The sequence below is a fragment of the Corynebacterium sp. HMSC074A09 genome (genome assembly GCF_001811545.1).
GTDB lineage: Bacteria > Actinomycetota > Actinomycetes > Mycobacteriales > Mycobacteriaceae > Corynebacterium > Corynebacterium hiratae.
The window spans coordinates 1-26,517 of record NZ_KV805094.1; the positions used below are offsets into that span (position 1 = coordinate 1).

General features: G+C 62.3%; 20 protein-coding genes, 1 tRNA gene and 2 pseudogenes. 14 read left to right on the forward strand and 9 right to left on the reverse strand.

What is annotated here, in order from left to right; all coding sequences use genetic code 11:
• Positions 1-389 precede the first annotated feature (389 nt).
• Complete coding sequence (locus HMPREF2807_RS00465; protein ID WP_004601215.1) at positions 390-779, reverse strand: heavy metal-responsive transcriptional regulator; 390 nt, start codon at positions 777-779, stop codon at positions 390-392.
• A gap of 108 nt (positions 780-887) precedes the next feature.
• Between HMPREF2807_RS00465 and merA the strand changes: the two genes are divergently transcribed.
• From merA to HMPREF2807_RS00480, 3 genes and pseudogenes are all read left to right on the forward strand, one after another.
• On the forward strand, positions 888-2,312 hold the full coding sequence (gene merA, locus HMPREF2807_RS00470) for a mercury(II) reductase (protein WP_070509592.1): 1,425 nt from the start codon (positions 888-890) through the stop codon (positions 2,310-2,312).
• 226 nt (positions 2,313-2,538) lie between these two features.
• A complete protein-coding gene (locus tag HMPREF2807_RS00475; protein ID WP_070509594.1) occupies positions 2,539-3,021 on the forward strand; it encodes a TlpA family protein disulfide reductase in 483 nt (160 codons plus the stop codon).
• Positions 3,018-3,974: pseudogene (locus tag HMPREF2807_RS00480) on the forward strand (cytochrome c biogenesis CcdA family protein). The gene HMPREF2807_RS00475 and the pseudogene HMPREF2807_RS00480 overlap by 4 nt, the downstream one beginning before the upstream one ends.
• A gap of 246 nt (positions 3,975-4,220) precedes the next feature.
• On the opposite strand, the gene HMPREF2807_RS00485 reads toward HMPREF2807_RS00480, so the two are convergent.
• The 3 genes from HMPREF2807_RS00485 to HMPREF2807_RS00495 all read right to left on the reverse strand — a co-directional run bounded on the left by HMPREF2807_RS00485 (position 4,221) and on the right by HMPREF2807_RS00495 (position 8,094).
• Entirely contained in the window at positions 4,221-5,507 is a 1,287-nt protein-coding gene (locus HMPREF2807_RS00485; RefSeq protein ID WP_070509652.1) for an MFS transporter, read from the reverse strand.
• Positions 5,508-5,553: 46 nt separating this feature from the next.
• Positions 5,554-6,906 (reverse strand): dicarboxylate/amino acid:cation symporter, encoded by a 1,353-nt coding sequence (locus tag HMPREF2807_RS00490; RefSeq protein WP_070509596.1) that lies wholly within the window; start codon positions 6,904-6,906, stop codon positions 5,554-5,556.
• Between the two features lie 117 nt (positions 6,907-7,023).
• Entirely contained in the window at positions 7,024-8,094 is a 1,071-nt protein-coding gene (locus HMPREF2807_RS00495) for a lipoate--protein ligase family protein (RefSeq protein WP_070509598.1), read from the reverse strand.
• A gap of 469 nt (positions 8,095-8,563) precedes the next feature.
• On the opposite strand from HMPREF2807_RS00495, the gene HMPREF2807_RS00500 reads away from it, so the two are divergent.
• The 4 genes from HMPREF2807_RS00500 (at position 8,564) to nrfD (ending at position 14,937) form a co-directional block, all read left to right on the forward strand.
• Positions 8,564-9,397, forward strand: a complete 834-nt coding sequence (locus HMPREF2807_RS00500; protein WP_046648257.1) for a PRC and DUF2382 domain-containing protein — start codon at positions 8,564-8,566, stop codon at positions 9,395-9,397.
• Between the two features lie 123 nt (positions 9,398-9,520).
• Positions 9,521-12,796, forward strand: coding sequence for a formate dehydrogenase-N subunit alpha (fdnG, locus tag HMPREF2807_RS00510; RefSeq protein ID WP_232745308.1), 3,276 nt, complete (start codon positions 9,521-9,523; stop codon positions 12,794-12,796).
• A 9-nt stretch (positions 12,797-12,805) separates the two neighbouring features.
• Positions 12,806-13,849, forward strand: coding sequence for a 4Fe-4S dicluster domain-containing protein (locus HMPREF2807_RS00515; RefSeq protein ID WP_070509603.1), 1,044 nt, complete (start codon positions 12,806-12,808; stop codon positions 13,847-13,849).
• On the forward strand, positions 13,846-14,937 hold the full coding sequence (gene nrfD, locus HMPREF2807_RS00520; RefSeq protein ID WP_070509605.1) for an NrfD/PsrC family molybdoenzyme membrane anchor subunit: 1,092 nt from the start codon (positions 13,846-13,848) through the stop codon (positions 14,935-14,937). Before HMPREF2807_RS00515 ends, nrfD begins: the two co-directional genes overlap by 4 nt.
• On the opposite strand, the gene selD is transcribed toward nrfD, so the two are convergent.
• On the reverse strand, positions 14,927-15,904 hold the full coding sequence (selD, locus tag HMPREF2807_RS00525) for a selenide, water dikinase SelD (protein ID WP_070509607.1): 978 nt from the start codon (positions 15,902-15,904) through the stop codon (positions 14,927-14,929). The genes nrfD and selD overlap by 11 nt on opposite strands.
• A 35-nt stretch (positions 15,905-15,939) precedes the next feature.
• Here selD and HMPREF2807_RS00530 point away from each other — a divergent pair.
• The 5 genes from HMPREF2807_RS00530 to HMPREF2807_RS00550 all read left to right on the forward strand — a co-directional run bounded on the left by HMPREF2807_RS00530 (position 15,940) and on the right by HMPREF2807_RS00550 (position 19,905).
• A tRNA-Sec gene (locus HMPREF2807_RS00530) sits at positions 15,940-16,034 on the forward strand.
• 24 nt (positions 16,035-16,058) lie between these two features.
• On the forward strand, positions 16,059-17,342 hold the full coding sequence (gene selA / locus HMPREF2807_RS00535) for an L-seryl-tRNA(Sec) selenium transferase (RefSeq protein ID WP_198531354.1): 1,284 nt from the start codon (positions 16,059-16,061) through the stop codon (positions 17,340-17,342).
• Complete coding sequence (selB, locus tag HMPREF2807_RS00540; protein WP_070509611.1) at positions 17,343-19,133, forward strand: selenocysteine-specific translation elongation factor; 1,791 nt, start codon at positions 17,343-17,345, stop codon at positions 19,131-19,133.
• A 182-nt stretch (positions 19,134-19,315) separates the two neighbouring features.
• Positions 19,316-19,597: a type II toxin-antitoxin system RelE/ParE family toxin gene (locus tag HMPREF2807_RS00545; protein WP_049156403.1), complete on the forward strand. Its 282-nt coding sequence runs from the start codon at positions 19,316-19,318 to the stop codon at positions 19,595-19,597.
• Between the two features lie 8 nt (positions 19,598-19,605).
• Positions 19,606-19,905 (forward strand): HigA family addiction module antitoxin, encoded by a 300-nt coding sequence (locus HMPREF2807_RS00550; RefSeq protein ID WP_049156400.1) that lies wholly within the window; start codon positions 19,606-19,608, stop codon positions 19,903-19,905.
• A gap of 448 nt (positions 19,906-20,353) precedes the next feature.
• Here HMPREF2807_RS00550 and HMPREF2807_RS00555 read toward each other — a convergent pair whose 3' ends face one another.
• Positions 20,354-21,202 carry a hypothetical protein gene (locus tag HMPREF2807_RS00555; RefSeq protein ID WP_232751581.1) on the reverse strand — a complete coding sequence of 283 codons (849 nt, stop codon included), beginning with the start codon at positions 21,200-21,202 and terminating at the stop codon, positions 20,354-20,356.
• A gap of 79 nt (positions 21,203-21,281) precedes the next feature.
• Between HMPREF2807_RS00555 and zupT the strand changes: the two are divergent.
• Positions 21,282-22,076, forward strand: a pseudogene (gene zupT / locus HMPREF2807_RS00560) (zinc transporter ZupT).
• Between the two features lie 3 nt (positions 22,077-22,079).
• Here zupT and HMPREF2807_RS00565 read toward each other — a convergent pair.
• Genes HMPREF2807_RS00565 through HMPREF2807_RS00575 form a run of 3 tightly spaced genes read right to left on the reverse strand, consistent with a single transcriptional unit; the run spans position 22,080 to position 24,298 of the window.
• The gene (locus HMPREF2807_RS00565) at positions 22,080-23,000 is read right to left on the reverse strand and encodes a DUF808 domain-containing protein (RefSeq protein WP_010187282.1); all 921 of its coding nucleotides are present in this window, start codon (positions 22,998-23,000) and stop codon (positions 22,080-22,082) included.
• A gap of 42 nt (positions 23,001-23,042) precedes the next feature.
• The gene (locus tag HMPREF2807_RS00570) at positions 23,043-23,579 is read right to left on the reverse strand and encodes a ribonuclease FAU-1 family protein (protein ID WP_010187279.1); all 537 of its coding nucleotides are present in this window, start codon (positions 23,577-23,579) and stop codon (positions 23,043-23,045) included.
• Complete coding sequence (locus HMPREF2807_RS00575) at positions 23,579-24,298, reverse strand: Rv1157c family protein (RefSeq protein ID WP_070509615.1); 720 nt, start codon at positions 24,296-24,298, stop codon at positions 23,579-23,581. Before HMPREF2807_RS00575 ends, HMPREF2807_RS00570 begins: the two co-directional genes overlap by 1 nt.
• A 281-nt stretch (positions 24,299-24,579) precedes the next feature.
• Here HMPREF2807_RS00575 and typA point away from each other — a divergent pair, with 281 nt between their 5' ends.
• Positions 24,580-26,490: a translational GTPase TypA gene (typA, locus tag HMPREF2807_RS00580; RefSeq protein WP_046648270.1), complete on the forward strand. Its 1,911-nt coding sequence runs from the start codon at positions 24,580-24,582 to the stop codon at positions 26,488-26,490.
• Positions 26,491-26,517 lie beyond the last annotated feature (27 nt).

Here is a 26,517-nt window from a genome sequence, read left to right on the forward strand (position 1 = left end):
GTGGCGAGCCTGCTTTTCTCAGCCAGTTGGATTACCGACACAACTGGGCCGAAGGCGGGCCAACCCACCCGAAGAACCTGGTTTTCGCCTGTCGATCATGGTGGTGATGGTGCACAGAATTATGAACGCAAGGGCCCACCAACTACCTGCTCGCGAAGACTGTTCTTGTCCACCGGGAACTGTCTTATTTCCGTCTTCCCGTAGGGGACTATTTTTACTTTGGCTCAAAATGCACCAAAGGTATTATCTTCAACCGCCAAAATGTTACTTCCAGGTAAGAAATAGTCCCTATTTATAGATAGCTCCTGGCGGTTAATCCTGTCATCCTGGCTCTCGTCGAGCTGCAACTCTCGCATAGCGTGGTTGCTAAGGAGGTGTGCCCAATTGGATTACAAGTACCTACACACTTGATCGGTGCTGCACGTTTCAGGGTCCGGGTGTGCGGCGTCCTGTCTGAGGTCCGCGATAGTGTCGCGCAGCACGGAGAGCTGCGCGATCTGCTGCTCGATCTCAGCGAGGCGCACGTCAAGCAGGTCGCGCACGTGCTCGCAGGGCGCCTGGCCGCCGTCGCGGATGTCGAGGATCTGGCGGATCTGGGCGAGGGTCAGCCCGGCGGCCTGGCCCCGGTGGATGAACCCGACCCGACCCACGGCATCCTCGGCGTAGTCCCGATAGCCGGAGGCCAATCGCTCGGCCGGAGGGAGCAGCCCCGACTCCTCGTAGAACCGCAGGGTCTTGGTCGTGGTTCCGGTTGCTTCCGCAAGCTGTCCGATCCTCATGTTCGCCGATTCCCCTTCCAATGGCCACCACACTTGACCTTCCATTGTACTGGAAGGTTCACAATGGTTCCATAGGAACTTTTGAACCACAGGGAAGAGACATCTGGAATGACAAACGAAAAGTTCGATCTGGCGATTATTGGTTCCGGCGGCGGAGCGTTTGCGGCCGCGATCCGGGCCACCGGACTGGGCAAGCGCGTCGTGATGGTGGAGCGCGGCACCGTGGGCGGGACATGTGTGAACACGGGCTGCGTCCCGTCGAAGGCGCTCCTGGCTGCCGCGGAGGCCCGCCACGTGGCGTTGGATTCGGCCCGCTTCCCTGGGGTGGCGGCCTCGGCGGGCCCGGTGGACATGCCGGCCCTGATTCAGGGCAAGGCCGCGCTGGTTGAAAGCATGCGCACGGAGAAGTACGTCGATCTGGCCGCGGACTACGGGTGGACGATGATCTCGGGGGACGCGTCGTTCACCGGAACCCAGGACGCACCGCTGCTCCGGGTGATCTCCCCGGATGGTGCAGTGAGAACGATCGAGGCCGGGCACTACCTCGTGGCCACTGGCTCCGCACCCTACGTGCCGCCCGTTCCCGGACTGGCCGAGGCCGGGTACCTGACCTCGACGACGGCGATGGAACTGGACGAGGTGCCCGAATCAATGCTGATCCTGGGCGGAGGCTATGTTGCCCTGGAGATGGCACAGCTTTTCTCCCGGCTGGGCTCCCGGGTGACCATGCTGGTCCGTTCCCGGTTGGCCTCGCAGGAGGAACCGGAGGCATCCAAGGCGTTGGCGGGGGTGTTCGCCGACGAGGGGATCCGGGTGGTCCGGCGGGCCATGGCCGACTCCGTGGCCTCCGGCCCGGACGGGGTCTCGGTGACGGCAAACGTGGCCGGGGGCGAGGAGGTGTTCCGCGCTTCCCGCATCCTCGTGGCACTGGGCCGCCGCCCGGTGACCGAGGGACTGGACCTTGACGCCGTCGGGGTGAAGACCGGCGCATCCGGCGAGATCGTGGTCGATTCCCGCCTGGCCACGTCCAACCCGCGGGTTTGGGCCGCCGGGGACGCGACCGGCCATCGGGAGTTCGTTTACGTCGCAGCGGCCCACGGCGCCTTGGCCGTGGACAATGCGTTCACCGATGCCCTGGCCGAGGTCGACTACCGGCACCTGCCCCGGGTCACCTTCACCAGTCCCGCCATCGGGGCGGTCGGGATGACGGAAAAGGAAGCTGTCGCCGCCGGGATCAGCTGCGAGTGCCGGGTCCTCCCCCTGGAGTACGTGCCGCGAGCCGTGGTCAACCGCGACACCCGCGGCTTCATCAAGGTTGTCGCGGACCGCGACACCGGACGGATCCTGGGCCTCTCCGCGGTGGCCAAGGACGCCGGGGAAATCGCCGCCGCCGGCGTCTACATCCTCGAAGCGGGCATGACCACCGCGCAGGTCGCCGCCGCCTGGAGCCCCTACCTGACGATGACCGAGGGCATCAGGATCGCCGCCAAGGGCTTCACCACCGACGTCTCCGAGCTCTCCTGCTGCGCCTGAGCTCCAGCCCCCACTACCGAAGCAAAGGAATGCCCTGACCGCCACCGACCAGGCCCTCACCTATCTGTTGTCCCCGAGCACCACCGCACCGACCACGGCACCGCCTGAGTCCCCATCCCCATTCCTGGAAGGAACCACCAGACACCATGACATACCCGAGATCCCGCCGTTCTCTGTCCGTTCCCCGGCCCAGGCACCTCGCCTCCGCCCTGTTTCTGGCAGCGTCATGGCACTGACAACCGCCTGCGCCAGCTCACCGAGCGGCCCGTCGGCCGCGCCAGGCGGTTCGTCGCCCGACGCGGCCGGTGCCGTTGCTGTTACGGTCTCCGACATTGACGGCACTACCCGGACCATCCCGGACGGTAAGCCCGCAGCACTGTTCTTCTTCTCTGCCGGATGCGGTGAGTGTGCGGAAGGGGCCGATTCCCTGAACAAGGCCTCCACGGCCCTGGGAAGCTCGGCCGACTACCTCCTGGTGGACGTGGACCCCCGAGAACCGAAGGAGACCATCAACGGATTCCGCGATTACATCAAGGCCCCTGAGCTCCCTGCCGTCATCGACACCGAGGCCACACTGACCACCCAGTACAAGGTCACCTCCATAAGCACCCTGGTGGTGGTCGACGCGAAGGGCGACGTTACCTTCCGGGCCACCGACCCGTCTGCGGAAAAGATCCAAGAAGAACTCACCAAGGCCGGTGCCCAATGACAGCCCTGCTTGCCCTGGCCTTCGCCGCTGGAATGATTGCCCCGGTCAATCCCTGAGGTTTCGCCCTCCTGCCCGCCTGGATAGCCCAGACCATCGGGGACGCCCGGACGCGCCCGCTCGCGCTGCGTCTGGCCCACGGGCTCCGGGCCGGGCTCGCGCTCAGCCTCGGCTTCGCCGGGACCCTGGCAGCCTTCGGGCTGATCGTCAGCGCGGGCGCCAGGACCCTGATCAGCGCAGCGCCCTGGCTGGGAATGGCCACCGGGGTGATCCTTCTCCTGCTGGGCCTGGCCATGCTCACCGGACTCACACCACGGCTCCGTCTGCCGGCCTGGGCCAAGAAACCCCGCACACAAGAAGCCGCAGGGGCAGGTCACAAAACCGGGCGCATGGTGGCCTTCGGGATCGGATACGCCGCAGCATCCCTCGGCTGCACCCTCGGGGTGCTCCTGGCCGTGATCGCCCAAGCCCAGGCCGTCGCCAGCTACGCCGGGCTGCTCGCGGTCTTCGCCGCCTACGCCGCAGGCTCGGCCACTGTCCTGATGCTCGTTTCGGCAGGCACGGCCATCGCCGGGGCCGCCCTCGGGCGAAGAATCACCGGCCTGGCCAAGCACAGCAACCGCATCGCCGCCTTCATCCTCACCATAACCGGCGCCTACCTCAGCTGGTATTGGTATCCCGCCGCCACCGGCGGAACCGCACAGGCCAACAGCCTCGCCGTATGGTCAGCCGCCGCCAGCGCCTGGATCAGCGACAACAGCACCCTGATCGCAGCCCTCGCCGCAGCCGTGGTGCTCGCATCGGCATTGGCCGCCCTCAACCGGCGCAGGAGACTGCGCATCAGACAGGGAACGCCGCCCACAGGCGAGGGCCCCGGGCAAAGCGGGGAACCCGACTGCTGCACACCAACTCCGGACAACAACTCGACCGAGGACCGGCCAGGCACGATCCCGTAGCTGGCCGAGGACTCCCAAAAAGCAAGGGGGAGAGGGAACCTTGCCCATCTTCTGGCAAACGAGGCGCCCGCCTATCAGGACAGGTTGGTACAGCGGCATCAGGCCGGAAGTCAATTCGTGCGGCCCTGCTCGTCGTCTGAAACGACAATTCGGATCGCTAGCGGTCGGGCGATTGACGCTGCCTGAAGCTCAAGTGTGGGTCGTTGATGGAAGTTACTACCAGGAGGGGGAGAGTGAGGCGGTGGGTTAGATCTCTTTTAGGCGATTCCGCTTGGAGGCGAAGAGAACGCCTCCGCCGGTGATAATCGCAGCGGCAACAAGGTAATACGCCGGGGCGAGTTGGTTGTCGGTTTTGTCAATGAGCCAAGTGGCGATCATGGGCGCTGTGCCGCCGAAGACAGCGTTTGCCGTGTTGAAGGTGAGAGCAAAGCCGGAAAGGCGAACATGGGTGGGGAACTGTTCGGAGAGGAAGGAGGGGAGGACGCCGTCGTTAAGCGCAAGTACGCCGCCGAGGCACACCTGGATGATGATGACCAGGAGGATCCCAGCGCCGTCCAGGAGCATGAAGGCAGGAACAATGAAGAGTCCCATGAAAAGTGCAGCACACAGCATGGTCGTGCGGCGACCCAGGCGGTCCGATAGCAGGCCGGTGAGAAGTGCGAAGCCGACATAGAAAGCGGAAGCGACCGACGACGCAATGAAGGCAGGTGTCTCCGCCATGCCCAGCTCCTGGGAGAGATAGGTCGGCAGGTAAGTCAGGATGACATAGAAACCGATGGCGTTGAGAACTGCGCCCGAGAAGGCGATTGCCAGGGCCTTGGGGTATTTGATGACCTCGCGAAGAGGGGATTCTTCCGTGTCATCTTGATTCTCAAAGCGGGAAGACTCATCGGCGTTGCGGCGAATCCACAGGCCGTAAAGGCCCAGAGGTAGTGCGATGAGGAAGGGGACGCGCCAACCCCAAGAAATGAGAGCATCGTCGTCGAGTACGCCGGTGAGTAAAGCCGCAATGAGGGAGCCCAATAGCAGGCCGGATGCTGTGGCGGAAGGAACGATTGCGGCGTAAATGCCCCGCTTATGCGTCGGGGCGATTTCTGCGAGGTGCGTGGCTGCACCGGCATATTCGCCAGCCGCGGAGAAACCTTGGACCATGCGCGAAAGTAGAAGCAGCAGGGTGGCGGCGAATCCGATGGTTTCGTAGCTGGGGAGGAAGCCGATCACGGCTGTCGCTAGTGACATCATCGTGATCGATACCGTCAGGGTTTGAATTCGTCCGTGTTTGTCACCAAAGTGTCCCCACACTATTCCGCCGAGCGGGCGGACGAGGAAAGAAAGCGCAAAGAGTGCGAATGTCATGATGAGCGCGCGGCGCCCTTCCATCTCCGGGAAGAAGACTCGGGAGATAATGGCCGACATATAAATGTAGGCCGCATAGTCAAACCATTCGATGAAGGTTCCTATGAAGGACGCTTTGATAGCGCTGTGGTGTTGTGTGGAATCGGGGCCTGGTGGTGCTTGGGTTGACGTGGACATAGCTTCCACCGTACAGAAACTATGTGTGCTCCACGTCACTTAATTCCTAAACGTTCACGCTGTCCCGTTCGTTCTCATCAGCGTTCATGATGCCATTGACGCCACCCTCGGCAGCATCCCAGGTTGCTTGGTCTTGGATGCCGGCGCGCTTGGCTACGATCGTGGCACACAGTGCCTGACCGGTGACATTGACGGCGGTGCGGCCCATATCAATGATGGGCTCGATGGCGAGCAAGAGGCCGACGCCTGCCAGCGGGAGGCCCAGCGTGGAGAGCGTCAGTGTCAACATGACGGTGGCGCCTGTCGTGCCGGCAGTAGCTGCGGAGCCAATGACGGAAACGAAGATGATGAGAAGGTATTGGGTCGGAGAAAGGTCAATTCCGTAGAACTGAGCGATGAAGATGGCGGCGATAGCCGGGTAAACGGAGGCGCAGCCGTCCATCTTCGTGGTAGCGCCGAGCGGGATGGCGAAGGAGGCGTATTCGCGAGGCACACCCATGGCCCTCTCCGTAAAGCGCTGGGTAACCGGCATGACTCCCATGGAGGAACGGGTGACGAAGCCGAGGGAGAATACTGGCCATACGCGCTTGTAGAAGCCGATGATTGGAATGCGGTTGAAAGCAAGGACGGCAGGGTAGACCACAACAATGACAAGGGCGAGCCCGACATACATCGCGAGGACGAACTTGCCCAAGGAGCTCAGCGCATCCCAGCCATAGGTGGACACGGCTTTGCCGATGAGGGCGGCGGTGCCAATCGGGGCGAGGCGAATGATCCACCAGAGAACCACCTGGATGACCTTGAGGAAGGACTCGGTAAAGCGCAGGAAGGGATCGGCTGCCTTGCCAGCCTTGACCGCTGCGATGCCCAGAGCCAAAGAAATGACAAGGAGCTGAAGGGCGCCGAAGCTGAGGGAGACTTCGCCATCACTCAGGGAAGCCTTGAGTCCAAAGAAGTTGGCGGGGACGAGTTGCTGGAGGAAGGCGGTCCAGGACCCAACGTTGGAAGGATCGGCGGCGGTGGAGGCGTCGACAGTTGTGCCCACTCCGGGCTTCATCACGAGGGCAACGAGAATGCCAGCCAAGACGGAGAAGAAGGCCGTAATGGCGAACCATACGAGGGTGGAGATTGCCAGCGAGGCGGCGTTAGCCACCTTGCGCAGGTTGGCAACCGAGGTGACGACGGCCGCGAAGATGAGCGGCGGGACCATTACTTTGAGCAATTGGACGTACGCGCCGCCGACGCCGGACAAGGTATCGGAGAGCCACGAGGACTCCATGCCGGAGGCGATGAAGCCGAGAATGAGGCCGATAATGAGGCCGGCGATGACTTGGGCGCCAAAGCCGGTGGCCCACGAGGGCAGCGTGCGCGAGGATGCGCGGGAGGAAGTGTCGGACACGAGATTTTCCTTCTAGACAGTGTTGTATAGAAATGGACCATTTAGTTCGGTAAAGTTATACCGATCGGTTCACTAGAACGTGTAACACCGTACGCTGCCCAGAAATTCCCCTGCAAATTATGGGATGCGCTTGGTCCATTCATCGTTGAGGAACTTGGTGTCGACGAGGTGGCGGGCGGCGGCTAGGGAGTCGTCGGAAAGCTCGGCGTCGACGGCGCCGTAGCGGGTAGCGAACTCGCGTGCCATGGTCTCGATGATTTCCTCGCGGGGCACGCCGGTTTGGCGGCGCAGCGGGTCCACGCGCTTCTTTGCGCTGGCTAGACCCTTGGAAGACACCTTGACCTTGCCGATGCGCAAGACCTCCATCATCTTGTCCGCGTCGATGTCATAGCTCATCGTGGTGTGGTGGAGCACCGCGCCCTTCCGGCGCTTTTGGGCGGCACCGCCAATCTTTCCGCCGTCCGACGTGATGTCATTAATCGGCACGTACCAGGCATTGACGCCAAGCTTGCCAAGTGCCGCGAGTACCCATTGGTCCAGGTACTCGTAGCTAGCCTCGTAGGAATAACCGGCCACGAGCGAGTCTGGGGCGTACAGGGAATAAGTCACGCAATTGCCGCCCTCCATGAACATTGCGCCACCACCGGAGATTCGGCGTACTGGAATGATGCCGTGCTTGTCGACGCCCTCCTGGTCCAACTCATTGGCATAGGACTGGTAGGAACCGAACACGACGGCACGGTCTTCCCATTCCCAGAAGCGCAGAGTGGGGCCACGCTTTCCTTCAGCGACTTCGTTGAGGAGGACTTCGTCAAGGGCAACGTTGACTGGGGTGGGCAGAACCCCTGGGCGCAAGATTTCCCAGTTGTGATCCGTGAAGTCGGTACCGCCTGACAGCGCACGTTTGACCGTGACAGCTAGGTGATGGGTATCAAAGCCGTGGAGAGCTACGGGTGAATCGATTCGCGCAAGCGCGGCATCGAGGCGGGACTGGATGTCCTCGGTGCTTGTGGCAGTAGTGATGCCGACCAGCGCTGGGGCTAGTGCCTCGTAGGCCTCTTCCGGTTCGAGGAAGAAATCGCCAGAGACCTTGGCTGCGGTAACGGTGCTGTCGGCGTCAATATCGAGATCGACGACGAGTAGTTTGCCGCCGGGGACTTTGAGCTCGAAGTGTTCAGTTTGGTTCATGGTGTTCAGGGTACTCAGGTATGGCGGTGTGACGATTGGGGGAGTAGACCATTTAATGAATCCGAAAGTTGGGATGGGGGTAGCTAATGTTTGTTGGTTGTGTCTATGGAAGTAGTAAGGGGTCACGTAGAGGGTTGCTGTTGGGTGCTACGTTGCGGGCGCAAGTTAGTGCGTTAATGTTTCGTTCTAGAATATGGGGAGGAAATGTAGGGCTAGGCTGGCAGGCGTTTGAAGTGCTCAAAAAGGCTGTAATCTAATCGTTATAGCTAATATGACCTGCGGCTACGCGCGATTTTGACAAAAGAAGGGGATGCGGCGGTGGCGCATTGTTGTGTCGTCCGTATGGTGGGGGTCAACGCAAACGAAATAGCAAATCGTTCCCCAATCCCCTGGGATTTATGGGGGTAAAGATGAAAGCTATCGTTTGCTGTCGAGATATAGACCAAATGTAGAAAGGTTTAGAGAAACAATGGGTAAGAACATCAAGGATCTGTTTAACGCAACCGCATACGACAAGGCCGGCGAGAAGCTGGGCTCCGTCAAGGAGGTCTTCGTCGACGAGCAGTCCGGTCAGCCGACTTTCGTTGAGGTCAACCACGGTCTGTTCGGTATGAGCTCCAGCTTGGTTCCGCTCCGTGGTCACGATTTCACCGGTGATGAGCTCAAGCTGGCTTTCTCTAAGGACCGCATCGAGAACGCGCCGGATTTTGACTCCGATAAGCCGCTGACTCCTGAGGCGCAGGCGGACATCTTCAAGCACTACGACCTCGAGAACGCACAGGACGTAACCACCTACCGTGACGAGCGTGATGAGCGCGCTGGCGTTGCCGGTGCTGGCGTAGCTGGCGCTGGTGTTGCCGGTGCTGGTGCAGGTGCACACGCTAAGGATGAGACTGCTGCTACCAGCAGCAACCTCACCAACAATGAGGGCGAGGTTATCCGCTCCGAGGAGCGCTTGGACGTCAACAAGGAGCGCGTGGCCACCGGCGAGGCGCGCCTGCGCAAGTACGTCGTGACCGATACCGAGACTGTCGAGGTTCCGGTTGAGCGCGAAGAGGTTCGCGTCGAGCGCACCCCGATTTCCGAGGCTGACGCTGCCAACTACACCGGCACCATCGGTGATAACGGCGCGGAGGAAGCCTCCGTCACCCTGCACGAAGAGCGCGTGAATGTAGAGAAGAAGACCGTCCCGGTGGAGAAGGTTAACCTTTCCAAGGAGACCATCAAGGACACCGAGACCCACACCGAGGATCTGCGCAAGGAGCAAATCGATACCGACGGCATCACCGAGACCCGCAAGTAATCTCGGTTAAGGGCTAAGAGGCTGGAGCTGCAAAGCTCCAGCTTTTCGCGTTTTGGGTTTGTTCAGTATTTTCTGGTCTTGAACAGGGTGGAAAACGCAAGGCCAAGCCAGTAGGTTTGAATCATGTCACGTTTTAGCCCACTGAATTGGCCCGTTGTGCGCCAAATCCGGAACAAGGATGCCTTCGGCCGCGACGTGTCCACGCAGTCGGCTAAGAGTGAAGACCTGCGCGGACGCACCGTTGACGCGGACCGCGTCGTCCAGTCGGTCTGCCCCTACTGCGCAGTGGGTTGTTCTCAGCGCGTTTATGTCAAGGATGACCGCGTCATCCAAATCGAGGGCGACCCAGATTCCCCGATTTCCCGCGGCCGCCTGTGTCCCAAGGGCTCTGCTTCTGAGCAGCTTATTAATTCCTCGACACGCATCACCACGATCAAGTACCGAGCGCCCTATGCCACCGAATGGCAGGAGCTCGACGAAGAAACCGCGATGGATATGATCGCGGACCGTTTCGTGGAGGCGCGCGCGAGGCACTGGGAGGACGTCGATAAGCACGGGCGTCGTCTCAACCGCACCATGGGCATTGCGGGCCTGGGTGGTGCGACGCTAGATAATGAGGAGAACTACCTCATTAAGAAACTGTTTACCGCCACCGGCGCGATCCAGGTGGAAAACCAGGCGCGCATATGACACTCCGCCACTGTTCCTAGTCTAGGAACGTCGTTTGGCCGCGGCGGCGCAACCCAACCGCTGCAGGATATGGCGAATGCGGACTGCATCGTCATCGAGGGTTCTAATATGGCGGAATGCCACCCCGTGGGATTCCAATGGGTCGTGGAAGCCAAGAAGCGTGGTGCGCGCATTATCCACGTGGATCCGCGCTACACACGTACGTCTGCCTTTGCGAACCGCCACATCGGCATTCGCGGAGGCACGGACGTGGTGCTGCTCGGCGCGATTATCAAGTACGTGCTGGATAATGACCTGTATTTCCACGATTACGTGGTGAATTACACGAACGCGGCGTCGATCATCTCGCCGGATTTCCAGGACACCGAGGATTTGGAGGGCTTGTTCTCCGGGTACGACGCAGAGAAGGGCAAGTATGTCACGGACTCGTGGCAGTACGTGCGAAAGCCTGAGGGCTCCTCGTGGAACGTGGAGAAGGACATGACGCTGGAGGATCCGAATACGGTCTTCCAGATTCTCAAGCGCCACTACTCGCGCTACACCCCGGAGATGGTGGAAGAGACCTGTGGCATTTCGCCGGAGGACTTCTACTACTTGGCGGACTCGATTGCGCAGAACTCCACCCCGGAGCGCACTACGTGCTTCGCCTACGCGCTGGGCTTTACCCAGCACACCCTGGGTGCACAGTTCATCCGTACCGCGGCGATCCTGCAGCTGCTCATGGGCAACGTGGGCCGACCTGGCTCGGGGATCATGGCTTTGCGCGGGCACGCCTCGATTCAGGGATCGACCGATATTCCGACCCTCTTTAACTCGCTGCCGGGCTACCTGCCCATGCCGCACGCGGATCAGGAGACCTGGGAAGATTACCTGGATTCCTTCCGGCAGGAAGACCAGAAGGGTTTCTGGCAGCTGGGTGAGAACTACGCGGTCTCGCTCATGAAGTCCTACTGGGGCGACGCCGCAACCAAGGAAAATAACTGGGGTTTTGACCTCATGCCGCGCCTGTCCGGTGCGCACTCGACGTATGAGACCTTGTTGGCCATGCTGCGCAAGGAGGTGGAAGGCTACTTTGTCTTTGGCCAGAACCCTGCGGTGGCGCAGTCCAACGGCGGCATGCAGCGCCGCGGGCTCGCCTCGCTGAAGTGGCTGGTTGTCCGCGATTTCCAGGAGATTGAAACGGCAAGTTTCTGGAAGGATTCGCCGGAAGTCAAGAACGGCGAGCTCAAGACCGAGGAGATTGCCACCGAGGTCTTCCTCATGCCGGCGGCAACGCACGTGGAGAAGTCCGGAACCTTTACCCAGACTCAGCGCATGGTGCAGTGGCGCTTCCAGGCGACTCCGCCGCCGGGCCAGGCCCGCAGTGAGGCCTGGTTCTTCTACCAGCTGGGCAAGAAGATTCGGGCGCGCCTCGCGGATTCAACTGATCCGCGCGATCTGCCGATCAAGTCTGTCACCTGGGACTACACCGAGGATGAGCACGGCGATCCAAGCTCGGATGAGATTCTGCGTGAGATCAACGGCTACTACCTTGATGGGCCTAAGAAGGGCCAGCTTTTGCCGGCCTTTACGGAGATGCGGGCCGACGGTTCCACCTCCGGCGGCTGCTGGATCTACACCGGCGTGTACAAGGACGGTATCAACCATGCCGCGAAGAAGGTTCCGGGTTCGGAGCAGAATGAAGTAGCACTCGACTGGGGTTGGGTCTGGCCGGCCAACCGCCGCATTCTGTATAACCGCGCCTCCGCCAAGCCGGATGGCACTCCGTGGTCGGAGCGCAAGAAGTACATTTGGTGGGACGAGGACCAGGGCAAGTGGGTCGGCGATGATGTCCCGGACTTCCCGGTGACCAAGCGCCCGGACTACGTCGCGCCTGTCGACGCCGTCGGCCCCGACGCCCTGGACGGTGATGATCCCTTCATTATGCAGCCGGATGGCTTGGGTTGGCTGTTCGCGCCGAAGGGGCTGTCCGACGGACCGCTGCCGACTCACTACGAGCCGCAAGAATCACCGGTGCACAACGCGCTGTACAAGCAGCAGCAGTCACCGACGCGCCTGACTATCAAACGCGCGGACAACCTTTCCCGCCCCGAGCCAGGGGAGCGGGGCGAGGACGTGTTCCCGTTTGTCTTCTCCACCTACCGTCTGACGGAGATGTACACCTCGGGCGCGATGTCACGCCGCCTGCCTTACTTGGCGGAGTTGCAGCCGGGGCTCTTCTGCGAGGTGGACAAGGAACTGGCCGCCAAGCGTGGATTGGTCAACGGCGAGTGGGCCACCATCGTGTCCCCGCGCGGCGTCATCGAGGCTCAGGTTTTGGTGACGGACCGCATGGAGATGCTCACCATCAATGGTGAGGACTTCCACCAGATCGGCTTGCCGTATCACTACGGAGAATCGGAGACCACCGAGGTGGCCGGCGATGGCGCCAACGACTTGTTGGGCCTGACCCTAGAGCCGAACGTGTTCATCCAGAACTCCAAGGTGGGGGCATGCGATATCCAGCCGGGCCGCCGTCCGCGTGGCGAAGCACGCGTCAAGCTGTTGCGCGAATACCAAGAGCGGGCGCACCTCACTGTAGATTCGGGTAACCGGATCCTCGATGTCTCAGACGCTTTCAGCACGGAAGAGAACACTGCTTCTGCAGAAAACACTGGTGATGATTCCACAGCTGGCAACGAAGCAGACTATGAAGGCAAAGAAAGCTAAGGAGGACTAATGGCTAATCTTTTCACCGAAAAGGCTGATCGGCATGGCTATGGGTCCTATCAGCGCATGGCGTTCTTTACCGATACCTCGGTATGTATCGGCTGCAAGGCCTGCGAGGTGGCGTGCAAGGAATGGAATCGCAACCCGGTGGAGGGTTATGCGGTCACCGGTAATTCCTATGACAACACCGGTGGGCTAGGCGCGAATACGTGGCGCCACGTGGCTTTCATCGAGCAAAACAACGAGCGTATTGAGCAGGCACGCGAGGACGGGCGCAAACTTGTCTCGCTGGGCCTGCCCACGGTGTCCGCACCGAGCGTCACCCCAGATACCGATGATTTTCGCTGGCTCATGTCCTCCGACGTGTGCAAGCACTGCACCAATGCTGGATGCTTGGACGTGTGCCCGACGGGCGCGCTCTTTCGCTCCGAGTTCGGCACCGTCGTGGTGCAGGACGACGTGTGCAATGGCTGTGGTACGTGCGTGGCCGGTTGCCCCTTCGGCGTCATTGAGCGCCGCGATGACGGCGGCGTGACGCTGAAGGCGGACAAGACCGCCACCGTGGATTATGAGGTCCCTGACCACGCGGGTGTGAACGTGCTGGCAAAGCTGAAGCAGCTGAAACCCCAAGGGCCTGACCATATTCCGGGGCAGGCGATGCCGATCAAGAATTTGGGCGTGGCTCAGAAGTGCACCATGTGTTATGACCGCCTCAAGATCGGCGAGCAGCCCGCGTGCGCCAAGACGTGTCCGACGGATTCCATCCAGTTTGGCCCTTACGAGGAGATGCTCGCTGCCGCGAAGGAGCGCGTCCGCGTCCTCCACGAGCAGGGCCTGACGGAGGCTCGTCTCTATGGCGCTAATTCCCAGGATGGGGTCGGCGGAACCGGGTCCATCTTCCTGTTGCTCGATTCCCCAGAGGTCTACGGGCTGCCGCCGGATCCGCGCGTGCCCACGGCGGATTTGCCGCAGATGTACAAGACCGCAGCGAAAGCTATCGGAGGAATGGCGCTGGCCGTGGCCGGGGCATTCATGTTGGGAGGCCGCAAATGAGCGAATTTGATGAGTATCGCCCGCCCCAGGAGCCGCGGCGCCGGCGCGGCGGCAAGAAGCGCCGGCGTGGACGAGTCGGCGCTGGGGCACAGGATGGTTCCAAAGAAGAGCGTATGGCGGAGGACTTCGAGTTCTCCTCGTATTACGGCAAGCCCGTAGTCAAGGCCCCGCCGTGGGAGTGGCCCATCGGCGGCTATCTCTTCCTCGGCGGCGTGGCCGGCGGTTCTGCGATGTTGGCCGCCGGTGCCCAGGCCACGGGGAACGCACCGCTGAAACGCTCGACGCGGCTGACGGCTTTCTCCGCGGCGTCGGTAGGCTCGGTCTTTTTGGTGCTCGACCTCGGCCGCCCAGAGCGCCTGCTCAACATGTTCCGCGTCTTCAAGGTGACCTCGCCGATGTCCATCGGCTCGTGGATCCTGGGCAGCTTCGCTTCCGCCGCGGCCCTGCCGGCGGTCGTGGAAGCGGACGCACTGGTCGGCGGTGTGCTGCCGAAGCCGCTTCGCCGCCTCCTCGATAAGGCGGCGGGTCCAGCAGGCGCTGTCGCCGGCGTGCTTGGTGGCCCGCTGGCGGGCTACACGGCGGTGCTGTTGGCCAACACGTCAAACCCGACGTGGAATGACGCGAAGAAGCATCTGCCTTATGTGTTCGTGTCCTCGGCTTCGGCGGCGGCGTCGGGCGCCGCCATGGTCTTTACACCGGTGGAGAATGCTGGCGCGGCACGAGTACTCGGTATCACTGCCGCGGCGACCGATCTGGCCGCGACCCGTGTCATGGAAGCGAACATGGAGCCCGAGCCTCTGCGTCCGCTGCACGAAGGCACGCCCGGGAAACTCATGAAGGCCTCCGAGGCGCTCATTGCCGCGGGCGGGGTGGGAACCGCAATCGCGTCGGTCACAAAGTCGCGCGCGGTGTCGGTGGTCTCCGGCCTGGCACTTCTGGCGGGTTCTGCCTGCACGCGTTTCGGCGTGCTCAATGCGGGGCTGGAGGCGGTGAAGGACCCCGCGACAAGCACCGGCCCGCAGAAGCGCCGTGCTGAGGCCCGCCGCCAGACAGAAGGCCTCACGCACTCGACGGTGACTAGCGGATAGTAATGCGCGCCTCACCCGTCACGGTGCGCCCAATGACCGGATAGCCAGGAACCTCGCCGATGACCAGCAGGCCACCCGAGGTTTGGGCATCGGCGAGGAAGACCAAGTCCTCTTCGCTCAAGTCTGAGTCGAGGTGGGGGCGGACCCAATCCAGGTTGCGGCGCGAGCCGCCCGGGATGAAGCCCTCCGCCAGGGCCTCCATGGCGCCGTCCACCGCAGGAACAGCGGAAAAATCCAGCTCCGCGCCGACACCGGAGGCGCGGCACATCTTGTAGAGGTGGCCCAGAAGCCCGAAGCCGGTGACGTCCGTGGCCGCGCGCACGCCCGCGGCTACGGCGGCCGCGGCAGCGTCGCGGTTGAGCGTGGTCATGGAATCCACCGCGGCCTGGGAGACTTCACCGGTGGCCTTGTGCTTGTTATTGAGGATGCCCACACCGATTGGTTTGGTCAGCGTGATGGGCAGGCCCGCCTCGGCGGCGTCGTTGCGCATAATCTTGTCGGGGTGGACGATGCCCGTGGCAGCCAAACCATACGTGGGCTCCGGGGCAGTGATGGAGTGTCCACCAGTAATGGAGATCCCTGCCTCGCTGGCCACATCCATGCCACCGCGCAGGACCTCGCGCAATACATCAAGACCGAGCTTCTCGCGCGGCCAGCCCACGAGGTTGATGGCGGTGATGGGAGTGCCGCCCATGGCGTAGACGTCGGAAAGCGCATTGGCTGCCGCCACCCGGCCCCAGTCATAGGGGTCGTTGAGCATCGGGGTGAAGAAGTCCGCGGTGGAGATGACCGCGAGGCCGTTTGGGATGCGCACGGCGGCGGCATCGTCACCGTCGTCAAGCCCGACCAGCACGTTGGGGTCCGCGGTGCCCACGAGGCCCGCGACGGCCGATTCGAGCTCTCCCGGAGGAATCTTGCAGGCGCAGCCGCCACCGGCGGCAAAGGAGGTAAGTGTGATGTCAGACATGGGGGTCATTCTAGCCGCGTGTATGGTGAGCAGACGGAGGCGTACGTGTCCTGGTGGGCGCCCCGGTCTTCAAAACCGGTGAGGCCGAGCATCTCGGTCTGGCAGGTTCGATTCCTGTCCGTCTCCGCCATTAGCGCAGCTAGGAGGAACTTTGATGACTGACCCCCGCCGCTTCATCCCGAAGATGGATGAAATCCTCCAGTACCCAGCGGTGCAGGACGCCCACCAACGATTGGCACCGCATTCGGTCCGGGCGATCATCGACGCCGTGCTTGCCGACGCCCGCTCCGGCTCCCTTGACCCCACCCGCATTCAAGAGGAGCTGGCCGACAGGCTGGAAGTAGCACAGCCCTATTCCTTGCGCCGCGTCATCAATGCCACGGGCGTGATCATCCACACGAACCTGGGCCGCGCCCCTTTGCCGCCGGCAGCGGTGGATGCGCTCGTGGCAGCAGCTGGCTATACGGACGTTGAGATGGACTTGGACAGCGGCCTGCGCTCACGGGATAGAGGGCGCGCGGCAGTCGACGCTGTCTTGGCTGCCTGCCCCGGCGCGGAGGATGCGCTGGTGGTCAACAACGGGGCCTCTGCGCTGTTGCTGGCGACCGCTGCCTTGGCCCCGTGCAAGGAGGTCATCATTTCCCGCGGCGAACTTATTGAGATTGGTGCGGGCTTCCGTCTGCCGGAGCTCATCGAGTCCACGGCCACCCGCTTGCGGGAGGTGGGCGCGACGAACCGCACCCACGTGGCGGACTACGAGCGGGCGCTCGGGGAGAACACCGGGGCGATTCTCAAGGTGCATCCCTCGAACTTCTTGATCAGTGGGTTTACGTCTTCTGTGCCGGTTGCAGACCTGCGCAGACTCACAGATCTGCCGCTCATCGTGGATATCGGCTCAGGGTTGCTCGCACCCGATGAGGTGCTTCCTGAGGAACCCTCCGCCAGCGAGGCTCTTCGGGATGGCGCGGACGTAGTGCTCTTCTCGGGGGATAAACTCCTCGGCGGACCGCAAGCCGGCGTGCTTGTGGGAAAGAAGGAAGCGATCGCCGCGTGTAAGAAACATCCGCTGGCGAGGGCGGTGCGCATCGATAAGCTGCGGCTTAACGCCCTTGAGGCCTCCCTTGCCGCTCCCTCTAACGCCGTGCGGGATGCGCTGCACATTGACGCTAAACGTCATCGCGAGCGTACCGAGAAGGTCGCCGCGGCGGTGGGCGGCGAGGTTGTCGAGCATGCCGGGCGTGTGGGCGGCGGCGGGGCGCCCGAGGTACCGCTGCCGGGCTGGGCCGTGGCGTTGCCAGAAGAGCTGGCACGTCCACTGCGGTTGGGCGAGCCTCCCGTGGTGGCACGCGTGAACCAGGGACGCTGCCTGGTGGATGTGCGCTGCGTGCCGGAGGCGCAGGATGCGGAGCTTATTGCTGCGATTCAGGCGGTGATGTAGGTGTACGTTGTGGCGACCGCCGGGCATGTGGATCACGGAAAGTCGAGCCTGGTCAAAGCCCTGACGGGAATGGAACCGGACCGCTGGGAGGAAGAGAAGCGGCGCGGTTTGACCATCGACTTGGGGTTCGTGTGGACGAAGCTCGACTCCGGCGCCGACGTGGCTTTTGTCGATGTGCCGGGACACGAGAAGTTCCTGGGCAACATGCTGGCCGGGGTGGGGCCCGCGCCGGTGGTGCTCTTTGTCGTGGCGGCCGATGAAGGCTGGCAAGCGCAGTCCGCTGACCACCGCGATGCATTGCGCGCTCTGGGAATCGAGCACGGTGTGGTCGCGCTGACCCGCGCGGATAGGGCTGACTCGGCCCGCCGCGCTGAGGTCACCGCGCAGGTCAAGGCAGAGCTGGCGAAAACAGCGCTTGCCGACGCTCCCGTGGTCGAAGTCTCCGCAAAGACCGGCGAGGGCGTCGAAAAGCTTCGCGCCGAGTTAGACCAGGTGCTCGCCGCTATGCCCGCGCCGGATTGCCAAGCACGCGTGCGGTTGTGGGTCGATCGCGCCTTCAGCGTGAAGGGTGCTGGCACCGTGGTGACGGGAACGCTGGCGGCGGGGACTGTCTCGGTGGGGGATGAGCTGCAGCTTGGCGGGCAACTCGTGACGGTGCGCGGAGTGCACAGTGAAAACACGTCGGTGGACAGCGCTGGCCCGGTGACACGCGTGGCGCTTAACCTCCGCGGGGTGGCCGCCGACCAGGTTCATCGTGGGGATGCACTGCTGAGCCCAGGGCGTTGGCGGGTGCTCGATACCGTGGATATTCGCCGTACTTTTGGGACCGTGATGACCGAGCTTCCCCAGAACCTCGTGGTGCACATTGGCACGGTGGGGGTGGGCGCGCGTCTGCGGCCTTTAGGCGGTGAATTCGCGCGGTTGACACTGGAAAGCCCGCTACCTCTCACGCTGCTCGATAGATTCGTGGTGCGCAGCCCCGGCGGGCGGCACGTGGCGGCGGGCTTCGAAGTCGTGGACATGCACCCGGCTGAGCTGCGCAGACGTGGTGATGCGAAGAAGCGCGCAGCTGAGCTAGAAGTTCTAGAGCCGACCAACCCGTCCGAGTGGCTCAAACGCTGCGGCTACGCTGCACACGAAGAACTCGTGCGCGATGGCTTCTCGGTGGAGGAAAAGCCTGCCGGAGTCATCGAGTTCGCTCAGTGGTGGATTGCCGCACGACAGGTGACCGCGTGGAAGAATGCTCTCGTTTCGGCTGTGGAAGCACATGCCGCAGCGAACCCACTTTCCCCAGGACTGACGAAAGCAGCGGCCATGGACGCGCTGAACCTGTCAGAGCCGGCCCTGCTGGGCCTAGCAGTAGCGGCAGCCAAGCTCGAATCGGTCGATGGCGTGCTGCGCGTGCCCGGTCAGTCCGTCGACCTGGGCCCCGCGGAGAGGGGAGTAGCTGAGCTCGAGCAACGCCTGCACGCCGAGCCTTTCGCTGCCCCGGAGGCAGAAGAACTCAAGGAACTAGGACTGGGCCCCAAAGAGCTCGCCGCTGCCGAGCGCGCCGGGCGCGTGCTCCGGTTAGACAAAGGCGTTGTGCTTTTGCCTTCCGCTCCGCGCGAGGCGCTCGAAGTTGTCTCTACGTTGGAACAGCCCTTCACCCTCTCGGAGGCGCGCCAAGCCCTGGGGACGACGCGCCGGGTTGCCATCCCGCTCTTCGAGCACCTCGATGCCACCGGCGCGACCCGCCTAGTCGACGGCAAGCGCTTCGCATTCGGGCCAGGGGCAAAGGAACCAAAGTAAAGGCACCATTTGTCGCCGGTTTTCGGATAAACCCCAGGTCAATGAATTAGCGTAAGTGCATAAGGTGCCAGTTAAAAGGTGCCTTTGGTGGCCATTGAGAAAACTTTGAAGGCGCAAGTATCTTCATTGGCTTAGCGGTGACCGTCATTGACGGTCTCCGTTATGTTTTGTAGGGTGAACCCATGATCCAGTCTTTCGGTAACCGTGATACCGAGCTTGTCTGGTTACGCGAAGCGTCGCCGCGGATTGATTCGAGAATCCACAAAACTGCTAATAGAAAACTCCATCAGCTCGATGCTGCTGTTTCGCTGAACTCCTTACGTATTCCACCGGGCAACCGCCTCGAAGCTTTGAAAGGTGACCGGAAAGGAACATTCAGTATCCGAGTCAATCAGCAGTGGAGGATCACCTTCCGCTGGACCGAGGCCGGCCCAGCGGACGTTGTTATCGAGGACTATCACTAAGGACGGTTATGAGTACTAAGCTTTATCCGCCGATTCACCCCGGCGAAGTGCTTAATGAAGATTTCATCGAAGCTTTTGGGATTACCCAACACCAACTGGCTGTAGAAATTGGCGTCCCGCTGCGGAAGATTAATGAGATTGTTCACGGCAAGCGTGGAATCACCGCAGATACCGCTCTTCGGCTAGGAAAGTACTTCGGAATCGAACCGCAGTATTGGCTCAACCTGCAAAGCCGTTATGAATTGGAGGTGGCTGAGGATGCCGTCGCTGATGAAATCGATGGCATCCGGCCCCTCGGGGCGGCTTAAATTCAGCGGTTAATAGCGAGAGCGATTGGACTGGGGGCGTCCGCCAGAAGCAGAGCGGACTGAATGGCGGCTGCCTAGGTCAGGATCATCGCTTCCCCAGGAGTCTTCGGCCCAGATCGCAAAATCGCGATCGGCATAGCGCTCTTGTCGGGTGGCAAGGTGCTCCATCCTCTGCGCATAGCGTTTCTTCGAAGCATTAACTTCGTCAGCTTTAGAGCCTGTAGAGGATCGATTTCTGCGATTGTTGTGTTGTTTGCTGGGCATGATGAGTTCCTGAGCTTCTGAAACGGTGAGCTAGCGTAAATAAGACCCTACGCGAGAGGTGGGTTTAGCAGCCAGGTCGCGGCCGACCAACAGGGGCAAAGGAACCAAAGTAAAGGCACCATTTGCGGGCGGTTTTCGGAGAAATTCCAGGTCAATGAATTAGCGTAAGTGCATAAGGTGCCAGTCAAAAGGTGCCTTTGGGGGACGTGAAGGCGCGCGAGCCGGTGGGCAGCGGCGAAGCGAGGGGATCTGCAGGTGTGGTGAACTCCCAGTCTGCGTCGGGGTCGAGCGCTGGCGGGATGGCGGGCTTGTCCGAGTCGAGTGGCAGCGGTGGGACCGCGGGGGCGAAGAGCTCGGCAGGGTCAGCGGGGTCGAGGGGAAGGTCCACGGCGATGCGGCCCCCTGCAGCATAAGCCCGGGCGGCCAGGGAAACACCGGACTGAGAGGCAGCTGCGAACGCGGCGGCCAGCGCTGGGACGTCGGAGAGCTCCGCGCACGGTCCGAGGACGAGGTTGTCGTGGGTGGCGAGGATGGTGTCGTCGAGAAGCGCAAGCGTCACGATAAGCTGCTCGGTTCCCATCTCGCGCACCTGGTGCGCGGTGAGCTCACCTTCCGCGACACGAACGAGGGCGCCGTACCCACCGCTGAGCAGGGCAGTACCCGCCGGCTGATTGTTTGCGGGAATCATCCACGGGTCGAGTCCCAGGGCAACGGCGACCTCCACCTCGCCATCAACAATCTCGACGGTGGCTTGCGTCGTTGGAGTCATCGCCGCAGTGCGCAGACGATTGAGCGCCTGATACCCGGAGGACTCCTCGCCATCGAGCGCGCCCAGAAAACCGAAATCCGAGCGCACACGCCAGCCTCCCGTGGTGGGGTCGGGGAGCAAGGACACGTCGACGAGCGCAGGCTGCTGCGCCAACCCCGGGATGCTCAGCGCGGTGCCGAGGCTAAGATGCTCGAGAATCGCGACGTGCTCAACACCAAAGTAAGACGGAGCCAGCGGATATAGCGCCATGGTTGCGACAGTCACCTCAAGAGTCAGATGGGATGCGATGGACTTCTTTCAAGCTTACGCAGAGGCCGGGTTAGACACGCTATAGTTTGCCACTATGGACTTAGCCACCATCGCGTTCGCTTTCAGCCTTGTGTTGCTGTCTGGCTTGTCGACGTCCATCGGAGGCGCCCTCGCCGTAGGCAAGAGAGAACCTGGCCCGAAGTTCATGGCCGCTGCCCTGGGCCTGTCCGCGGGCGTGATGCTCTACGTCTCCTTCATGGAAATCTTGCCGGAGGCCCTGAAGAAACTAGAAAGCACCCTCGGGGACGAAGCGCGCGCCACCTGGACGATGATGGCGGCATTCTTCGCGGGCATTGCGATTATCGCGATCATTGACCGCTTGGTGCCCGAGGAGATCAACCCGCACGAGCCGGCCACGACCGAAGAAGAGGCGGCGCAAAAGGCTGATGAAGACCGGCATGTTCACCGCCTTCGCGCTGGCCATTCACAGTTTCCCGGAGGGCTTCGCCACGTTCCTCTCGGGCCTGGAAGCCCCGGAGATCGCCATCCCCGTTGCCGTGGCTATCGCCATTCACAACATCCCCGAGGGCATTGCGGTGGCGGTACCCCTGCGCAGCGCGACGGGCTCGCGGAAGAGGGCCTTCTGGTGGGCCACGCTATCTGGCTTGGCCGAGCCCTCGGCGCTCTCATTGGCTTCGCGCTGCTGATGCCATTTATCGGCCCGATGACGTTCGGCATCAGCTTTGCCGTCATCGCCGGCATCATGGTGTTCATCTCCTTGGATGAGCTTCTGCCCACGGCAGAGGAGACCGGCGAACACCACTGCGCCATCTACGGGCTGATAGCCGGTATGGCGGTGATGGCTGTTTCGCTCGCGATGTTTATCTAAGGTTTATTTCACGCGCTCGGCGGTGGCCTTGACCGCCATGACAATGCTGACGATGACGGCGCCCAGAATAAAGCCGCACAGCATGGACAAGCCGGTGTCCGCCAACCAGGCGAGGGCGCCGTTGTTGATGCTCTCTGTCACGTGGTGGATAAAGCCATATGGCTGCTCGGCGCCGAATTCACTCAGGCCCTTGACCACGATGTGGCCGCCGACCCACAGCATGGCGGCGGTGCCGATGATGCCGATGATGTTGAGCACGATGGGCATGCCCTTCACCAACGCGGTACCCAGGGCGGAGTCACCATCGTGGCGCTTGAGCAGGGCGACGCCGATGTCATCCATCTTGACTAGCAGCCCGACGGCGCCATAGACACCCAAGGTGAGGAGGACACCGACGGTGACTAGGGTGCCGAGGCGCAGCCAGAAGGGTTGGTCCATGACCTCGTTGAGGGAGATGACCATGATCTCGGCGGAGAGGATGAGGTCCGTGGTGATAGCGGACTTGACCAGGGAGTCTTCGGCCTCAGGGCCTCTTTCTTCCGCTGGCTTTTCCTCCTTTTCGCCGCGGTGGAAAACTGAGTGGAAGATCTTCTCCGCGCCCTCGAAGCACAGGTAAGTACCGCCGCACATGAGGATGGGAGTCAGGGCCCAAGGCGCGATCCACGACAGGATGAGCGCGATGGGCAGGATGATGACGAGCTTGTTGATGAGCGAGCCCTTGGTGATGCGCCAGATCATTGGCAGCTCGCGCTGCGGCTTGACGCCCTGGACATATTGGGGTGTGACGGCGGCATCATCGACGACGACTCCGGCGGCTTTCATCGACGTCTTTCCGGCTAGCGCTGCCACGTCGTCGACGCTGGAGGCAGCGGAGCGGGCGATCAGGGCGACGTCGTCAAGCAGGGCAAAGAGACCACCGGCCATGGCTCACATCCTTAGGGGTAGGGGAGAAGTGTCTCCCCAACTTTACTCGGCAGGAACGAGCTCTACATCTTCTGCCCATGTGAGGTCCATGCCCAGCGTGCGCAGCCAATTCATGGCGTCATCGCCGTAACGCGTGATGCCCTCGACGGCGGCCAGCGTGCGCTCCATGGCGCGCTCGGCCTCCTCGGCACTGATGAGGCCGTTGGAGGTGGCCGCGGCTAGCTCGTCGATGTCGAGCACGTCGACCGGCTCGCCGGAGGTAGAAACCAAGTCGACGTAGAGATCGCGGGTGGTCCACACGTCCCCGTCAACGTCGATGTCGGCGATGTCGATGTAGAAGTCCTGGTGCACGTCCACGCCCTCGCGGAAGTGGAAGATATTGGCGCGCAGGCCGAGCTCCGGCAGCAGCCAAGACTCGAGGTAGCCGAAGCGCGGGTGGTTGGCGCCGCGGGCCATGTACAGGCCAAAATCGGTGACCCGGTAGGTGTCTACCTCGCGCTGGAAACCTTTCGGGTCGACATTGATGTTGTCGGCCGTATTGAAGGTCTCTTGCTTGACTGGGTGCAGATCTGTGCTCATTAGTTCACCTCGAGGAAAGCCGCGGTAGGTGGGAAGGAACACGAGGATTCAGCAGTGTTGACCGCACCGGAGAGGACCGCCACGACGGTACCCTTGCCGGTCGTTGCGCGGCCCGAGACCGTGGTTGGCCCATCGGTGTTGATGCCGTTGTTGAAGAGGGGAGTGGTGCCGAACTGGAAGGTGTCCAGGTTGAACCACTGGACGCGCATGGCGCCCTGTTCTTCAGCGGCGGTCGGGGTACCCAGGGCGGTGAAGAGGAAGACGGCTTCGCCTTCACCGGCGCCTGGGGCCGGCATATCGGTTGGGCCCGGTACGGCGATGGCGGAACCCACCGAATCGCCCTGCCCGCCGATGCACTGCGCGGAGACCGTGGGCCAGTAGAACTGGCGGAAGCCGGGGTTATTTCCCTCCGGCATCGCGACGCCGCCCTCACCGCCGTCACCAGCGGTGAAGTTGAGTGCGGTGAGGATGGCGCTACGGGCCTCCTGCGGGATCCATGGCTGTGCCGCGAAAGCACGAACGCGCTCCTGCGTCTCCGGGGTGGGACGGCCGAGGCTGTCCAGCGGGTTGCTGCTCTGAGGAACGCTCACCAGCGAGGAGAGATCAGGGGCGCCGGCATGCGCGGGCGTGATGCTGAGCAGGCCCACCATCAGGGCAGCAGTGAGTCCGGCTACGCCGCGACGGGCGGAACCGGTGGAGTGCTGTTCAGAAAAGGCCATGGAGAATCCTTGCGTGTGGGTGGGGGAAGTGACGTCACAGAAACTACACAGTGATCACATCAGCCACAATAGTATCTGCTGTCACAATATTCACTTTTTCGGCGTAGTCAACTCTTTTTAGAGCCCTACTGTGCGGTATGTCGGTGCTTGATACCAATCTGTTACATCCCGCAGCGCTCTGCGGGATGATGCGCGCGATGCTGCACATCAAAGGGCTAGAGAGTATATTTAAGGGCCGTTCACATCGCTAACGCACCATGCTTTGAAGGAGCACCCCACACGTGAGTAATACTGAATTCCGTAACGTAGCCATCGTCGCGCACGTTGACCACGGTAAAACCACCCTTGTCAACGGCATGCTGGAGCAGTCCGGCGCTTTCGGCGACCATGGCGAACACTCGGATCGCGTCATGGACTCCAACGATCAGGAGCGCGAGCGCGGCATCACCATTCTGGCGAAGAATACCGCCATCCACCGCAAGGGCCTAGGCAAGGATGGCGGAGATCTCATCATCAACGTCATCGATACCCCGGGCCACGCTGACTTCGGCGGCGAGGTCGAGCGCGGCATTTCCATGGTGGACGGCGTCGTGCTGCTTGTCGACGCCTCCGAAGGCCCCCTCCCGCAGACCCGCTTCGTCCTCACCAAGGCACTGGAGGCGAAGCTGCCGGTCATCATTTGCGTGAATAAGACCGACCGCCCCGACGCCCGCATCGACGAGGTCGTCACCGAGGCCCAGGACCTGCTGCTGGAAATCGCCGCCGGCCTCGAGGACGAGGAAGCAGCCGCTGCCGCCGAGGAGCTGCTGGGCCTGCCGGTCCTCTACACCTCCGGCCGCGAGGGCAAGGCTTCCACTGAGAACCCAGGCAATGGCAACGTTCCGAACGCCGATGATCTGCAGGCGCTTTTCGACGTTATTTATGACGTCCTCCCCGAGCCCTCCGCCAAGGTCGACGCCCCTCTGCAGGCACACGTGACCAACCTGGACTCCGATGACTTCCTTGGTCGTATCGCCCTGCTTCGTATCTACTCGGGCACCCTCAAGAAGGGCCAGCAGGTGGCCTGGATGCACTACGACGAGGAAGGGGAGATGCACACCAAGACCGTCAAGGTGGCGGAGCTCCTGCGTACCGTCGGTTTCCAGCGCCAGCCGGATACCGAGGCCATCGCCGGTGACATCGTGGCGATCTCCGGTATCTCCGACATCATGATCGGTGACACCATCGCGGACGTGGAGAACCCGCAGCCGCTGCCGCGCATCAAGGTCGACGAGCCGGCCATCTCCATGACCATTGGCGTGAACACCTCCCCGATGGCAGGCCAGGGCGGCGGCGATAAGCTCACCGCCCGCTTGGTCAAGGCCCGCCTGGACCAGGAGCTCATCGGTAACGTCTCCATCAAGGTGCTGCCGACCGAGCGTCCCGACGCTTGGGAAGTCCAGGGCCGCGGCGAGATGGCGCTTTCCGTACTCATCGAGAACATGCGCCGCGAGGGCTTCGAGTTGACCGTCGGTAAGCCGCAGGTAGTCACCCAGGTCATCGACGGAAAGACGATGGAGCCCTATGAGATGCTCACCATCGATTCCCCCTCCGAGCACCAGGGCGCTATTACCCAGCTGCTGGCCACCCGCAAGGGGCAGATGCAGTCCATGGACGTGCGCGAGGGCGACTGGGTCCGCATGGTCTTCCGCGTTCCCGCCCGCGGTCTCATCGGTTTCCGCACCCAGTTCATGACGGAGACCCGCGGCGCTGGCATCGCCAACTCCATCTCCGATGGCCTCGACGTCTGGGCCGGTGACATCAAGGCCCGGCCGACCGGCTCGCTGGTGGCCGACCGTTCCGGACAGATCACCGCCTACGCCCTCCAGCAGTTGGCGGACCGCGGTGACTTCTTCGTGGAGCCGGGCATGGAGGCCTACGAGGGCATGGTTGTCGGCGCCAATAACCGTGATGAGGATATGGATATCAACATCACCAAGGAAAAGAAGCTGACCAACATGCGCTCCGCCACCGCGGATGCCACCGTCACCCTCGCCAAGGCCCGGACCCTGTCCCTGGAAGAGGCGCTGGAGTTCTGTGGCACCGACGAGTGCGTCGAGGTCGGCCCGAACGTTCTGCGCGTGCGCAAGGTCGAGCTGTCCGCCACCGACCGCAAGCGCGCGGCCGCCCGCGCCAAGCAGCTCAACAAGTAGTTCGCTCAGCGCCGCCCCCGGGTAACT